20 protein-coding genes are annotated in these 14,335 nt (G+C 46.2%); 10 read left to right on the forward strand and 10 right to left on the reverse strand.

Annotated elements, in window-relative coordinates:
* The first annotated feature begins 46 nt into the window (after positions 1-46).
* Both QFZ81_RS28980 and QFZ81_RS28985 read left to right on the forward strand, forming a co-directional pair.
* A complete protein-coding gene (locus QFZ81_RS28980; RefSeq protein ID WP_307449379.1) occupies positions 47-940 on the forward strand; it encodes an RluA family pseudouridine synthase in 894 nt (297 codons plus the stop codon).
* 22 nt (positions 941-962) lie between these two features.
* Positions 963-1,919 (forward strand): D-2-hydroxyacid dehydrogenase, encoded by a 957-nt coding sequence (locus QFZ81_RS28985; RefSeq protein WP_307605585.1) that lies wholly within the window; start codon positions 963-965, stop codon positions 1,917-1,919.
* Positions 1,920-2,382: 463 nt separating this feature from the next.
* On the opposite strand, the gene QFZ81_RS28990 is transcribed toward QFZ81_RS28985, so the two are convergent.
* From QFZ81_RS28990 to QFZ81_RS29000, 3 genes are all read right to left on the reverse strand, one after another.
* A complete protein-coding gene (locus QFZ81_RS28990) occupies positions 2,383-3,249 on the reverse strand; it encodes a 1,4-dihydroxy-6-naphtoate synthase (RefSeq protein ID WP_307438964.1) in 867 nt (288 codons plus the stop codon).
* Between the two features lies 1 nt (position 3,250).
* Positions 3,251-3,889: a futalosine hydrolase gene (locus tag QFZ81_RS28995; protein ID WP_307438962.1), complete on the reverse strand. Its 639-nt coding sequence runs from the start codon at positions 3,887-3,889 to the stop codon at positions 3,251-3,253.
* 66 nt (positions 3,890-3,955) lie between these two features.
* Positions 3,956-5,494, reverse strand: a complete 1,539-nt coding sequence (locus QFZ81_RS29000; protein WP_307438961.1) for a multicopper oxidase family protein — start codon at positions 5,492-5,494, stop codon at positions 3,956-3,958.
* A gap of 196 nt (positions 5,495-5,690) precedes the next feature.
* Here QFZ81_RS29000 and QFZ81_RS29005 point away from each other — a divergent pair, with 196 nt between their 5' ends.
* Positions 5,691-6,305, forward strand: coding sequence for a DUF2087 domain-containing protein (locus QFZ81_RS29005; RefSeq protein WP_307438959.1), 615 nt, complete (start codon positions 5,691-5,693; stop codon positions 6,303-6,305).
* 76 nt (positions 6,306-6,381) lie between these two features.
* On the opposite strand, the gene QFZ81_RS29010 is transcribed toward QFZ81_RS29005, so the two are convergent.
* A complete protein-coding gene (locus QFZ81_RS29010; protein ID WP_307449377.1) occupies positions 6,382-6,735 on the reverse strand; it encodes a VOC family protein in 354 nt (117 codons plus the stop codon).
* 137 nt (positions 6,736-6,872) lie between these two features.
* Positions 6,873-8,138: a mannosyltransferase family protein gene (locus tag QFZ81_RS29015; protein ID WP_307605586.1), complete on the reverse strand. Its 1,266-nt coding sequence runs from the start codon at positions 8,136-8,138 to the stop codon at positions 6,873-6,875.
* Positions 8,139-8,344: 206 nt separating this feature from the next.
* On the opposite strand from QFZ81_RS29015, the gene QFZ81_RS29020 reads away from it, so the two are divergent.
* From QFZ81_RS29020 to QFZ81_RS29050, 7 genes are all read left to right on the forward strand, one after another.
* Entirely contained in the window at positions 8,345-9,367 is a 1,023-nt protein-coding gene (locus QFZ81_RS29020; protein WP_307438956.1) for a glycosyltransferase family 2 protein, read from the forward strand.
* Positions 9,368-9,374: 7 nt separating this feature from the next.
* Positions 9,375-9,821 (forward strand): GtrA family protein, encoded by a 447-nt coding sequence (locus QFZ81_RS29025; protein WP_307438952.1) that lies wholly within the window; start codon positions 9,375-9,377, stop codon positions 9,819-9,821.
* A 20-nt stretch (positions 9,822-9,841) separates the two neighbouring features.
* On the forward strand, positions 9,842-10,135 hold the full coding sequence (locus tag QFZ81_RS29030; RefSeq protein WP_029199178.1) for an alpha/beta-type small acid-soluble spore protein: 294 nt from the start codon (positions 9,842-9,844) through the stop codon (positions 10,133-10,135).
* 100 nt (positions 10,136-10,235) lie between these two features.
* Complete coding sequence (locus QFZ81_RS29035; RefSeq protein WP_307438948.1) at positions 10,236-10,679, forward strand: Hsp20/alpha crystallin family protein; 444 nt, start codon at positions 10,236-10,238, stop codon at positions 10,677-10,679.
* A gap of 174 nt (positions 10,680-10,853) precedes the next feature.
* Positions 10,854-11,072, forward strand: coding sequence for a hypothetical protein (locus QFZ81_RS29040; protein WP_047681240.1), 219 nt, complete (start codon positions 10,854-10,856; stop codon positions 11,070-11,072).
* Between the two features lie 8 nt (positions 11,073-11,080).
* Complete coding sequence (locus QFZ81_RS29045; RefSeq protein ID WP_307605587.1) at positions 11,081-11,629, forward strand: hypothetical protein; 549 nt, start codon at positions 11,081-11,083, stop codon at positions 11,627-11,629.
* Between the two features lie 26 nt (positions 11,630-11,655).
* Positions 11,656-11,991, forward strand: a complete 336-nt coding sequence (locus QFZ81_RS29050) for a hypothetical protein (protein ID WP_307438944.1) — start codon at positions 11,656-11,658, stop codon at positions 11,989-11,991.
* Between the two features lie 22 nt (positions 11,992-12,013).
* Here QFZ81_RS29050 and QFZ81_RS29055 read toward each other — a convergent pair whose 3' ends face one another.
* The 5 genes from QFZ81_RS29055 to QFZ81_RS29075 form a co-directional block, all read right to left on the reverse strand.
* Positions 12,014-12,274 (reverse strand): hypothetical protein, encoded by a 261-nt coding sequence (locus QFZ81_RS29055; protein WP_307438943.1) that lies wholly within the window; start codon positions 12,272-12,274, stop codon positions 12,014-12,016.
* A gap of 19 nt (positions 12,275-12,293) precedes the next feature.
* Positions 12,294-12,536 (reverse strand): spore germination protein, encoded by a 243-nt coding sequence (locus QFZ81_RS29060; RefSeq protein WP_063860172.1) that lies wholly within the window; start codon positions 12,534-12,536, stop codon positions 12,294-12,296.
* 166 nt (positions 12,537-12,702) lie between these two features.
* Positions 12,703-13,026, reverse strand: coding sequence for a hypothetical protein (locus QFZ81_RS29065; RefSeq protein WP_307605588.1), 324 nt, complete (start codon positions 13,024-13,026; stop codon positions 12,703-12,705).
* 190 nt (positions 13,027-13,216) lie between these two features.
* Positions 13,217-13,441, reverse strand: a complete 225-nt coding sequence (locus QFZ81_RS29070) for a DUF1128 domain-containing protein (protein WP_307605589.1) — start codon at positions 13,439-13,441, stop codon at positions 13,217-13,219.
* A 209-nt stretch (positions 13,442-13,650) separates the two neighbouring features.
* Positions 13,651-14,292, reverse strand: a complete 642-nt coding sequence (locus QFZ81_RS29075) for a TetR/AcrR family transcriptional regulator (protein WP_307438936.1) — start codon at positions 14,290-14,292, stop codon at positions 13,651-13,653.
* Between the last annotated feature and the right edge of the window lie 43 nt (positions 14,293-14,335).

Below are 14,335 nucleotides of genomic sequence, written 5' to 3' on the forward strand. Positions count from 1 at the left end.
TAAGAGTCAGAGCCAAAATCCTACTCCAACTAAAGGAAACCAAGAGATGAGCACTCGCCAGTACACCGTCAAGGAGTCCTCTGAGCTTCTTCCTTTTTTAATAGAAAAGCTTTCGAGTTTGGGCCGGAATTCGGTAAAAGCCATACTTGCCCGTGGACAAGTCGCAGTGAATGGCAAAGCCGTAACAGCTTACAACTATCCATTGCAGCCAGAGCAAACGGTCACCATTAACAAAGATAAAATCGTCGAAGATATTCCGCTCGCTGGCATGACGATTTTGCACGAAGATGAAGATGTGATTGTCATTCAAAAGGATGCCGGGCTATTATCTATCGCCACAAATACGAAAGAAAATGAGATTACAGCCTATCGTCAGCTAACGGCACATGTTCGAAACCACGATCCGAAGGCTCGGATTTTCGTTGTACATAGACTGGATCGAGATACATCCGGCGTGATGATGTTTGCCAAAAACGAGGAGGCTCAACAGCACCTACAGAACACTTGGCAGGAGAGTGTCAAAGAGCGCACTTATGTTGCCTTGGTTGAAGGCATGGTGAAAAAGCCCGAAGGGACCATTTCCTCATGGCTCAAAGAGCATACGAAGTCGCTTAAAATGTTTTCGACTCCGTATCCGAATGATGGACAGCACGCAGTTACTCATTATAAAACGCTGCAATCTAACAAGAGCTTTTCGCTGTTAGAGGTTAATCTCGAAACCGGCCGCAAAAATCAAATCCGCGTTCATATGCAGGACATCGGCCACCCCGTTGTTGGCGATAAGAAATACGGTTCAAAGACGAAGGAAATCGGCCGTCTTGGACTTCATGCTCGTGTGCTTGCATTTTTGCATCCGACAACGGGTCAGCTATTGCGATTTGAGACGCATATTCCGAAGTTGTTTTTGAATCCATTTAAAGAGTTACCTGCGAAGAAATAATTGGCTTGGGGAGCGATAAGAGATGCAAATCGTTGTACTTGATGGCTACACACTAAATCCCGGCGATCTGGACTGGAGCGGATTAGATTCACTCGGCAATCTTGTTGTCTACGATCGAACTGCTGAGTCGCAAATCGTTGAGCGCGCTGCTGATGCGGAGATTGTGTTGACGAATAAGACGCCGCTTTCCGCTGAAATACTTCATAAGCTGCCCAAGCTTCGCTATATTGGCGTACTTGCGACCGGATTCAATATCGTTGATATTCAAGCTGCCAAGGCTAGTGGCATCATTGTCGCTAACGTTCCTGCTTACAGCACGCATTCTGTTGCTCAATTGGTCTTTGCTTTGTTATTGGAGTTTTGCCATCGGGTGCAGCAGCATAGTGACAGCGTGCTTAGTGGGGATTGGTCTGGGTCGATTGATTTCAGCTACAGCCGATCTCCGCTGGTCGAGTTAACTGGCCAAACCATGGGACTGATTGGCCTCGGGCAAATTGGCAAACAAACTGCTTTGATTGCGCAAGCAATGGGGATGAAGGTTATCGCAACTGGCAGCGGTAGAAATATCCCTCAACCTGTTGAGGGTATCGAATGGGTGCAAATCGAGGAGCTGCTGCAGCGCTCTGATGTTATTAGTCTCCACTGTCCGTTGACACCGGCAACGAATCAACTGATTGATGCTAAAAAGATAGCTCAGATGAAACCGACGGCTATTTTAATTAATACAGCACGAGGCGGTCTTCTCAACGAGGAGGATGTCGCTCATGCTTTGAACGAAGGCAGACTAGCAGGAGCTGGGCTCGATGTGCTGACAGTAGAACCGCCACGGCCTGACAATCCCTTGCTGCATGCGAGAAATGTGATCATTACCCCGCATATCGCGTGGGCTACAAAAGAAGCACGAGCTAGACTGATGGGTACGGCGATCGGTAATGTATGTGCTTATCTAGATGGGTGTCCGGTGAATGTGATTGGGTAGTGAGTGAGTGACTTCTGGGAATCGTTCCGTGTATCCCTGTTGTGCTGTGAATTTAGTGATGTTTTACAGCGCTAACCGAGCACATTCCCTCCTCGTACACACTTTAACGACGAAAAGCATCACTACAGCGAGCAGATTAGACCATTTCACTTGGGTACGGAAGTTTTAAGCATGTTTTATATCGCTAACGAAGCTCATTTTCCTATTCATGCACACTTTAACGATGAAAAACATCGCTACGGGGCTTGAATTGGGAAAACCAACTGATCTAGCCTGCTCTCGCGCCCCGCAAACATAAACGAAATCAGCCTTATAAGGACGAAAAAACCACCGTGATAGGGTTCACTCCCTAAACGGTGGTCTTCTCTACGTTCAAAACCATACGGGCTGCGGGTATCCACAGCCTCGTTATTTTGACCGCTTAAGTGTTAGCGCACTTAAGCGGTTTTTCGATTTCATAGCGTTATTTCAGCAATGCCGCATAATCCATTTGTGGCACAAGCCCTTCCTCCGCAGCCCGCTGGAGCAAGGTCAAGACGGCGCCATAGCCGCTCTCTCCTAGATCAGCGGTGAATTCGTTCACGTAAAGGTCGATGTGCGCCCCAGCGACCTGCGGGTCCATCTCCTGCGCGTGCTCCATGACGTAGTCGCGCGATGCTTCCGGATGCGCCCACGCGTATTCGACCGAGGCGCGGGCCCAGCCCGCAAGCGCCTCAAGATCCATGGAGCGCCGTGCAATAATGGCGCCCAGAGGGATCGGCAGGTTGGTGTCCGACTCCCACCAACTGCCCAGATCTGTGAGAAGCGCTAACCCGTAAGACGGGTAAGTGAAGCGCGCTTCATGAATGACGAGGCCGGCATCGATGAGGCCGTCCCGCACGGCGGGCATGATCTCGTGGAACGGCATGACCACGATTTCGCCAACGCCGCCCGGAACGTTCTGTGCCGCCCAGAGGCGGAACAGTAAGTACGCGGTCGAGCGCTCGCTCGGCACAGCGACCCTGCTGCCGCTGAGCATTGCCGGGTCTGGCACTGTTCCCTCTATTCCCGCTGTTCCCTCTGTGCCACTGTTCTTCATCAGCACCAGCGGCCCACAGCCTCTGCCCAAGGCGCCGCCGCAGGGCAGCAGGGCGTAGTCCTTCAGCACCCAAGGCAGTGCTGCGTAAGAGATCTTAAGGACATCCGGCCCGCTGCCTTCGGCAGCTAGCTTGTTCGTAATGTCGATGTCGGCATATAAGACATCCAGCTCGGGGGCACCTGGGATTAATCCATGCGCCCAAGCATGGAAAACAAATGTATCGTTCGGACAAGGTGAGTACGCGATCTTCATATTAAAGCACCTCCGCTAGGACTGAACTTGCTGCTTCTAAAGCCTTCAAGGCATCACCGATACGCCAAGCGTCACGGTCGCGAGGACCGATCGCGTTGGAGATCGCGCGGATCTCCAGCACAGGCACGCCGCGCTGCTGCGCAGCTGTCGCAATGCCGAAGCCTTCCATGGCTTCGGCAGCGGCTCCAGGCACACGCGCAGCCAGCGCGGCCGCTGTTGCTGCCGTCCCGGTGGCCGTTGCCACCGTGAGCACTGGCGCCATCTGTGCCTGCAGACCAGCGGCTAACAACGCCGCCGTTACTCGCTCGGCTACATCTGCGGCAACGCTAACGCGCGTCGAGCCGAAGCCAAGCTCGTCCAAGCTGCTGAAGCCATCCAGCAGCTCCACGCCAAGGTCAGCGGCGATGATCTCGCTTGACACAACAAGCGATCCTATCTCCGCTTGTCCTACAAATCCGCCGGCAATACCGGCGATTACAACCAAATCATATTCAGCCTTCGCAAGCTCTATTGCTCCGTTAACTGCTGCCGCAGCAAGCCCAACGCCAGCTAAGGCAAATTCAAACCTGCTGTCATGGCCTAGGCCGCGCTGAACAGCATCCCTTTCAGGGGCCACGGCCGTCATTACAAGTACGCGCATCGTTGTTCCTATCCCCTTTTATTAAAATAACCTACATACGATTATTTTACATGACCATGCTCCCCTTCACCAGTGTGCTTTAAAAACCTCAAAGGGACGCATCATTTCGTAATCTTCATGCTCCAGCATGTGACAATGCCACACATAACGCCCGGTGAAGGGTCCAAAACGGGCAATAATGGATGTAACGTAACCAAAAGGGGTCCGAACCGTATCTTTTAATCCCATTTCATAGGGATCAGGAGGAGTGGGAGGTCCCGTGAAAATAAGGTTTCCTGTTTTTTGAAAATGAGACACATCAAAGGGCTGGCGATCAAGAATTTGAAAGTCAACCAAATGGATATGGATGGGGTGAGGATCATCATCGATCAGATTGATGATTCGCCAAACTTCAACGGTATGTAGTTCAATTCTTTCGGATATTCGATCCATCCACATTTTTCCATCTAATAAATTCAAAGATCGACCATATTGATCCTTGATTCTGATGAGTGTTAAATCTCTTGTTCTATTTGCCATACTTCTTTGGAGTCGGTTGATTCCTCCTAAATAAAAAGGAAGGGAGCTGGTATCTGCACTTTTTAACGGAACGGTTACTCTGAATTGCATGACGGCTGTTGTTTCGGGCGTTGCACTCTTGGTGACATTTTTGAGAACAATGGTTTGACCGTAGTATTGAGAAAAATCAATGATCACATCTACACGCTCAGCACTCATAAGTATGAATTCATTTATTTTTATCGTTGTCTCAAGAAAACCGCCATCCGTACCAATTTGATAAAAAGGCTGATTGGATTCCAATTTTAACGTAAGGATTCGACTGTTTGATGCGTTTAAAATTCGAAACCGGTATTTTCTTGGCTCTACATCCAAAAATGGATAAACCATCCCGTTTACCAGAATCGTATCCGCATCAAAAGGTGGGACAAGAGACGGATGAGGAAGACCAGCATCATTTTGATCAGGTTTGCTGGGGTAGTAAAGTGATCCGTCTGCGTTGAATGAGCGGTCCACAATTAAAAGAGGGATTTCATATTTCCCTTTTGGAAGATTAAGAGACTGTTCATGCATGTCGCGAATGAGATACAATCCCGCCAGTCCCGCGTAGACGTTCAATCTTGTAATTCCTACGGTGTGATCGTGATACCATAACATGGTGGCTCGTTCAATGTTCGGGTACGTATAAACCTCTCGTTCAAACAAAGGTCCCGTTTGTTCAAAATTCCTCGTAAACCATGCTTCAGGGTAACCATCACTATGGGCAGGCGTTCTTCCACCGTGTAAATGTACAACGCTTCTACCCTCTGGAAGCGTTATTTCGGAACCATGAATCGTTGTATCAACTGGAAGAAAGTGCTTGTTGGGTAGATCATTCATCCATTTAACAAACACGGTTTCATTCCTCATCACTTCGATCGTAGGACCCGGAAATGTTCCTTCATAACCCCATAAACGGGTTGGTCCGAGGTCTCTGTGCAGCTTCTGAGAAAACTCCGTCATGGTCACTTCGTAATATGAGCTATGATAACTTCGCAGTTTGGGAGATATCGTGTTTGGAATAGGCAGTTCATCCACGAATTTTTGCAACTTTATCTTCTCAGGCATAAGAAATCCTCCCCATTGTTAGGATCAACTGAGTAAGTTTATGAATGTGAACTTGTTCATTATGTTAGTAAATCCTTGCCAGTGCCACTGCCTCTTTAAGATTGGGGATCATCGTGTTGACAATCTCATCTAATTTAATTAGTATCTAATTAGACATTAATCAAATCAGATATTCTTCTAAGGAGGTGTACCCGCCATGCAATTAGATAAAATCATTACCTATCACAAGGCCCTCGCCGATGCAACACGTATACGCATGCTCATTTTACTAGCCGATGGAGAGCTGAACGGTCAAGTTCTTGCGGAGAAACTGGGTGTTACCCCAGCAACCATTACCCATCACGCCTCTAAGCTTCGCGAAGCCAGTCTGATCAATGAGCGTAGAGACAAGAACACCATTTACTTCACTTTAAATGAGTATTTCATTCGCAGTAATGCCACCGCGACGGCTGATCTCATTTTCAAAAATAAGAAGGGAGATACAGAACCTATGAAGGATGAAGACCTTAAAGACCGAAATCAGAACCTCAAGCAATCTGTCATTCGAAACTTTATAACCTTAGATGGCAAACTCAAGCATATCCCTGCTCAGCTCAAGAAAAAACTTATCGTCCTAGAACATCTAGTAGAGCAGCTCGAAAAAGGACGCACCTACACAGAGAAGGAACTGAATGCATTTATTAAGAAATACCACCCTGATTTCGCAACGATTCGACGAGAATTCATTATGCACCAGTTCATGTTTCGCGAGAACGAGATATACGAACTCAATCCAGCGGAGATGTGGGCCAAATGGGAGAATTTATCCTAATTCAGATTGGATCTGTAAAAAAAGGACGGTTCCCAGTCGATTACACGACCTAAGAACTCGTCCTTCCTTTAAATCCTTATCCTTTTAAAAGAAACGTATTACCATCCTCATCCTTAAATGTGGCAAAAGTTCCCCACTGCATCTCTGATAGTTCTCCTTCGAATTCAACGCCTTTGGACTTCATGTTCGCGTAGGTCGTCTGAATATTATCCGTTACAAAGACGACAGAAGGCTTCAGTTCGGCATAATTTTTCATCATGCTCTTCGGATAAATGACTAGTGCGGACTCCGCTCCTTGCGGCGCTACCTCTAACCAGAAGGAATTAGGACCCATTGGCGTTTCACGAACGACTTCAAATCCAACTTTTTCGGTCCAAAAGTGAAGGGAAGGATTGACATGAGTTGTGGTTGCGGTCCTGCTGTACCTTATACAGGCACATCTGTAGTCCTCGTTTTATACATCCTCTTGGTTATCGTTCTTAGTACTTTCGGATTTGGATGGTAATGAAGTAATAAGCGGCTGGGACGATGATTCATGTTCCGGCCGCTTTTCGTATTCACCCCTGTTTAGATAACAAAATAATACCCATTAAAAAAGCCAATCGTCACGAAAACCTGTAGAATCATAAACAGCATCATATAGAAAATCCGGGCATTTTCCCACTTTTCGGTTAACTTCACTAAGTAGAAATAAAGCGGTATACTCACCATCATATAGCGTACGACGCTTACGAGAAATAAGGGTTGACTTGAAAATGGGATGACGATTAGGAGCAAGCCATAAACGAAAAATAGCAGCTCATGCTTATTTGTCAAAAGCTTTTTCAAATGAACAATGAGGTAACTCAAAAAAACTACAAACACAGCCGTCGATACGGTAAAAGCAATGAAGCCGTTATCCCAGCCATCTGGCGTGGAGAAGTAAGGCCTTTTCAAATAACCAAAATAATTGATAAATGGTATGGTTGTATACCGGAACCAGTGCAAGCTCTGTTCATGGAAAGGTGCCAAGAAATCACCGGTGACGCTTTTCATATGTAGGAGATAAATACCCATTGGGATAAGGGACAAAATGCTATATAACGACCATTTCAGGTAACGCCAGGTCCATTTGAACCCTTCGTCCATAAACACGGTACCCATAACCAAAGCAAGGTTGATAAACCCAGGCACCCTTGTTACGGTGGATAAGCTAGCAGCTATAAAGGCGATTGCATACTTTTTACTGCCTGCATAATAGATGGAGGCTGCCGAAAGCAGCAGAAATAGACTCTCTGTGTACGGTAGGGTATAGTAAAGCGACGATGGGTATATCACTATTAGCAATAGGACTGTTCCCGCCTGACGTTCACTGAGTCCCCTCTGCAGGGCAATAAAATAGATATAAATCAGTGCTCCAAGCAAACATAGATTCGAAATGATCATACCGACTATCGCAGGTTCGAACCAAAAAATTTTACCAAGCAAGAAAATCAGCAGCGGAAATAGTGGAAAGAACACCCAATTCGCAGCCGTATGCGGTTCGTCCATACGAAACTTATCATAACCTTGGGTGGCTATTTTTAAATAGGAATACGTATCAAACTTGATAAAATCCTCTAACTTCAGCTTCTCCGTAGATGCTAGTTCTCCAGGAAGCTTCACCGTCCACTTGGACAAGGTGCCTGGCACATTCTGCATATACACCGGTACCTGAGAAGATTTACTGAACAAATTCATCCCGATATATCCAGTAAATAGCATGAGTGCACGAGAAATAAGGACAAGCAAAACAATTGATAGAATCACATTGACCTTTCCTCTTTTTGGCGCTTTCTCTTTCAGTAGTTCCATCCTCCATCTCTCCTATCCGAGCATCATTTATCTTTTCTGTAAATTTACCTGATTCCTCCTCTTTTACCAAGTTAAGGATTCGTAAAGAGCTTATTAATATGGACGTTCATTTGTTAAAAATGTTTAATTTTCGTTAAAAATTAATATTTTACATACATTACGATATAATGAAATCCATATATCAACCTTTTAATCCTCTTTTCAGAATGGAGACGAGAATTGTGGTTTATCCCGTTTTGACCATTGTGGTCCCCTGTTATAACGAAGAAGAAGTACTTCCAGAAACGGTATTCCAACTTACCAATGTGTTACAAACTCTCATCTCTGATAAACTAATTGCTACCACAAGCACAGTGCTGTTTGTCGACGATGGCAGCAAGGATGCGACTTGGACACTTATTGAACGCTTCCACGCCTCAAGTCCCTTTATTACTGGGCTTAAGCTTGCGAAAAATGCCGGCCATCAAAGCGCTTTGCTTGCAGGGCTTATGAAAGCCAAAATCTATTCGGACTGCGTCGTTTCCATCGATGCCGATCTGCAAGATGACACGAATGTGATTCGCGAGTTTATCGTCAAATTCCACGAAGGATACGATATCGTTTACGGCATCCGACAGGATCGCTCAGCGGATACGTTTTTCAAGCGAGCCACAGCTCAAGGCTTTTATAGATTAATGACATCGCTTGGTGTGAAAATTCATTACAATCATGCGGATTTCCGTTTAATGAGCAAGCGTACCCTCGAAAATTTGGAGAAATTTCAAGAGGTCAATTTATTTCTTCGCGGTATGGTGCCATTACTTGGCTTCCCATCCACTCAGGTTTATTACGACCGTAAAGAACGCTTTGCCGGAGAATCCAAATATCCGCTTCGCAAAATGCTCGCATTCGCCTTCGATGGCATCACGTCGTTCAGTGTAACCCCTATTCGCTTCGTCACCTTGATGGGTTTCCTCCTATTCGCGCTGAGTGTCGTTGCCGGCTTATACGCAATTGTAGGCAAAATCCTCGGAGCGAACGTTACCGGTTGGACATCGCTTATTCTTTCGGTTTGGTTCATTGGAGGCGTTCAGCTTCTCGCTCTCGGCTTAATTGGTGAATACATAGGTAAAATATATAAAGAAGTGAAGCAGCGACCGCTTTTCGTCATTGAGAAAGATTTGACAGCAACTGGACAAGATCAGGAAGCGGTCCATACGCCATCCACCCAAGTAAGCTCCACACGGTGATCATACGATGAACCGGATAAAAGCTTTGTTGACTAGCAGCTTCGCGCGCTTCTTACTTGTCGGTCTGTTCAATACGTTGGTTGGCCTGTCAGCCAGTTTTGCATTCTTTAATCTGCTTCACCTAAATTATTGGGTTTCCACTTTCGCAGGAAATACCCTAGGCGCTATAGTAAGCTACACGCTGAATCGTACATTTACGTTTCGTTCCAATGTCAGCGTCGGCAGCAGTTGGTGGAAATTTGCTGTTGTTATCTTGAGCTGTTATGGCGTCTCTTATGGTTTAAGTTGGGTGCTTGCAGAAGCAGCAAGCTCTGTCATGCCATCCGTGCGGGCAGATTGGCTGCACAATGCTGCCATTTTGGTTGGAAATGGCTTGTATACGATTGGAAATTATTTGGGACATAAATATTTTACATTCCGTACTCATGGTACGAGCAACCCTAGGGCATCCTAATCACCAAGAGGTGATGCCTAATGGCACGAAGAAGAAGCAACCGGGCCATCGTGCCCGGATCGGAACACGGCCTGGGACTGCTCAAGGCGCAAGTCATGAAGAATCAGGGGTATAATGTCAACCCAGAACGACCTGATCTCGTAAAATATGAAGTAGCCCGAACGCTTGGCGTTCCCCTTCAGCAAGGCTACAACGGACAGCTTAGCTCGGAAGACGCGGGCAAGGTCGGTGGTCCAATTGGCGGGGCAATGGTGCGTGAGCTTGTGCGAATGGCGCAGCAGCAGCTCGCGAATCAGCGGCCACCACAGCGATAGGTTCGTGACAGACAGCCATATTCCGCCGCGGGTGTACATAAACTAGTAGCAAGCTGCTCGCAGCGCTACTTTCTATGTAGAAGTCAGGTGATGATGGCTGATGAATCCCCCAGGCAACCGAACGCCTAAGCCCGACTGGAAAGGGCTGTCGGCGCAAGCTGGTGATGTGCTGGGCCCCGAATTCTGGCAGGATATTGCCAGTATCATCCCGCTAACCGGGCCAAGAGTTGATATGTATGAGACACCACAGGAACTTGTTGTTGTGGCTGAAGTTCCCGGATTGTCTTCGCCCGAGCAGATTCAGCTTTCTTTCCGTGACCAATCGCTGCTTATGCGCGGGATGCTCGTTCGGCCTTACCAAGTAATCGATGAGCAAATGCGGTTGTCCGAGCGATTCTTTGGAGCATTTGAGAGAGTTTTCCGCCTGCCCAGTAACGCTATGACCGATCAAATGCGGGCGCAGTATCACAACGGTTTGCTCATCATTCGAATCCCGCTTGCTCCTCCGGATGGAGAGAAAGTTATCCCTATACAGTTCACGTAACGAGCACACTGTAAACCAAATAAAGATTACCTTCTAACCGGCCTTACTGGCTGATTGGTTGGTAATCTTTTTCATATCCAAAAATTAATCTTTACCAAAAAGAGAAATGAATCTCCCTTTGTCCCCATATAAATAAAAGAGATCGTTAGGAGATGCAGGATTGGAGGGATTACTGTGGTGCGCATACAATTTCAATCTATACATATTGATGGAATCGCCGAAACATCCAGTGTGAATAGGGGTACGAATCGGATCATCGGAAGACGTCATTCCGAGAAGCTTAATCAGGGGCTCGGGGAAATAAGCGGGGAGCATAATGTTATTCTGGGTGGCAAGCATACTGTCCAAGATGGCGACACCTTTGATGTTAAACCATCTACACGGAAGAGCTGAGAATACTCATGTGGTTTCAAAAAAAGAAAACGTCCCCGCCCAAAACGCAGCCAACTACAGGAACAGCTAAAGCTAAAACATCAACCCCAGCTAGAACTGATGCTAGATCTGAAGCTAGTTTTGGAGCTAGATCAGAAGCTAAAACAGGAGCCATGTCTCCCGTTCATGATCAACATGTTCAGCAATTAGAACGGCGTCTTCGCAAATTGGAAGAAGAATTAGCTGATCTTACTGCCAAACACCCGAAGATACATATAGAAACCCTGCATATCCATCAACCTGTTTTGGAAAACTTAACCTTTCGGCTGGATCAACTCGATATCAAGGAACTGAGCGGTTCTTTGAATTTAGGTAACAATTTCGGTGCCAAGCCAAGTGAGAAAAGTGTACCGATTGATGAAGCTTTTAAACGTGCTCATGTGTCAAAAGAAAGTAAGGCCGCCGGTTCTCGTACAGCTGCTGAAGGTGTAGAAGCTGCTTCACAAGCTGCTGATACTCCGAAAACCGAGCGAACCTCGACCGGTTATAAATACACACCACCACAGTCCAAATCGTAAAGAGGTGATACAAGGTGTCCTCCTTCATGTCCCCAACGTTCATTATCGGCTCAATCCGCATCGGATCGGTACAAAGCGCGTCCTGCATCAATATGGGCAATAATTGGCCGACCGATTTTCAAAGCAATCAGAAAACGGTCCAAGGCTTTGGCGCTGTCGAAGGCGACAACAATCAGTTAGTCGGAACTCGTTCTATGCTCAACGACTCCGATTTCCTTGATATGCTCAATATCGGCGATAACGAAACGCCCGATTGGCTGCAGGACATGATTACCAACCAGGCTCAGACATCCGGCTACACCTCAGCTCCCACCAGCCCGCAGGCGGAACATACGACAAAGGCTCCGCAAACTGCTGATTGAAGCAGCTGCGGAGTATTCTTTTTTATACACGGCCAATGATCAAGTCCCCTTTGGTATAAGGTGCATCGATGATGTCATTATCGTAAACCGTGTTGATATTATAAAGTACGTAATTATAATCACCGTTTATTTCTCCAAGGCCGAGGTTCCCTTTCCCACTTGTAGACCAATTCACTTGTGTATTGGTGCCAATAAAAATACCGGATGCCTCGGATATGGAATTAACATGGATAGAATCGAATTCAATGAGCGGCGGATCTAGTGGGCACGGTAATTTCAACATGGTTTCACCCACCATTCAACTATACTTGGTTAGTGACAGCTGGTTTAAAATCCTGATCATTAATTGGTGAATCAATAAAGTCGTTGTCATAGATGAAATTAACAATATTGGCGGAGACGGAATTACCGATCCATTGACCGGTTCCGTAATTGTTTTTGCTGTGTGAATCCCAGCTGGATTGCGCATTCTCACCGATCCCGATGGTTGCATTCGTATTCTGATTATTAATATTAATCATGTTAAAAACGATGGAACTCGGCACACTGCTCACTCCCTATACTTGGCTAACTTCCAGCTTCTTCTGCCCAGCTTGAGGGACTTTGGCCGGAGACTTGTATGTTAGCCTATTCATCCAGAGCCAAAATGGTGCCTAAACTTCAAGTTCCATAAAAAAAAGACCCTTTCCCTAATTGGGAAAGAGTCCTCCTTTACCAGAATCCTGGACCACCGAAGCCACCACCATACGGATAACCACCAAAGCCACCGCCATAACCAAAGCCGCCACCATAGCCAAATCCTCCACCAAATCCACCAAAAGCAAAAGGTGATGTACCAATCGCTAACAGATCAAACAAAACCAATGGAATAATGGCTTTGACTTGAACTTTTTTGCCTTTTTGTGGAGCAACAATCAACGTGTTACCGCTGATCCGCACCAATTTACCAGTTACTTGAGTTCCGTCTTTCTTAAGAGCCACGATATTTTTCCCGACCAATTTCCGAACGTCGTCTTTACGAATTTTGGATGCCACGAACGTCCACCTCCTTCAGCCAACAGAGATACATTGCTCTACAGTGTACGACTGTGTAGGTAACATCGCTTGGATAGCTGTCCCTTCTCCGGTAAAAATACGCAGTTGCCCTCTCTCCGTTCAACGCAAAAAAATTGCCGTATCTCCAGCCCTAAGGCCAAGAAAACGACAATTTTATGGATAAAAGTGCTTAAGCTTTACGAATCTTACCAAGCTCTGTGGTAATCGCATCGATTTCGCTAATGCTGAAATTATTTTTGCTGACGACCAAGTCGTACAAGTCCTTCAAGTCCTCATATACTTCCTGCTTGATGTTCGAGGCTTTAATCGACCCACCGGTAGCCATTCGCAGCTTTCTCTTAATTTCTTCAAACATATATTCCACGTTTTCTTCCGACCAATTGTTCAAATCCATAGCTTTATATTCTTCCTTCCTCTAAGCGCGTGTGCCACATTAAGGAGCAAGCTCCCCTTCTGTTATTCTAAAGCACTTATTGGATGTTGTAAAATGAAATCCATTTACGACGGATTGAGTATAGTTCCAAAATGAATGAAAAAGTCCCTGTTTTGGTTGCTATGAAGCAACTAAACAGGGGCTTTTTTCGTGCGTATATCTAGGTGAATTTATGCAGATTCTGTATTGACAAGTGTCACAAGCGGACGCTGTTGTTCATAGGAATCTAAATCTAAGCTGACACAGATGAGACGGATATGCTCTTCAGCCAGTTTCCGCGCTTCCTCGAAGGATTGTTTAAACTGAATGCAATACGAAATTAGGCCATGTAAGGACATAAACAAATTCCACGGAAGCGTAAACTTCCTGCTCTCGGATCCGGGTTGCCCGGCCATCACTTGGCGGATGACAATAGCAAACATTTCCATGGATTGTGCTTGCTCGGTACGCGAATATTGCTGCAGCTCTGGCTCGTTAATCATGAACATCATTTCGTAGTGATGCGGATTGTTTAAACCAAACCAGACGAACTCCATCATTAGCTTTTGAAGCAGATTCACGCTATATCCTTGCTCACGAACGATCATTTCCCGCTGACGCTGTACTAATTCGGAGAAATCTTCCTTAATTAACGCATAAAACAGTTCAGCTTTCTCGTTAAAATGGTAATATAACGCACCATGGCTGTACCCCATTGCTTTTGCGATGCTGCGCATCGTTAAAGCACGATAGCCGAAAGTTGCGAATAATTCCCGCGCTTCCGCAAGTATTCGTTCTCTGCTAAGCTCTTGCGCGACTGCTTTCCTAGCCATTCCTATCCCTCCGCATCCTTAGCTTCTATGAAATTAGTTGTGC

Source organism: Paenibacillus sp. V4I9, assembly GCF_030817295.1.
Taxonomy (GTDB): domain Bacteria; phylum Bacillota; class Bacilli; order Paenibacillales; family NBRC-103111; genus Paenibacillus_E.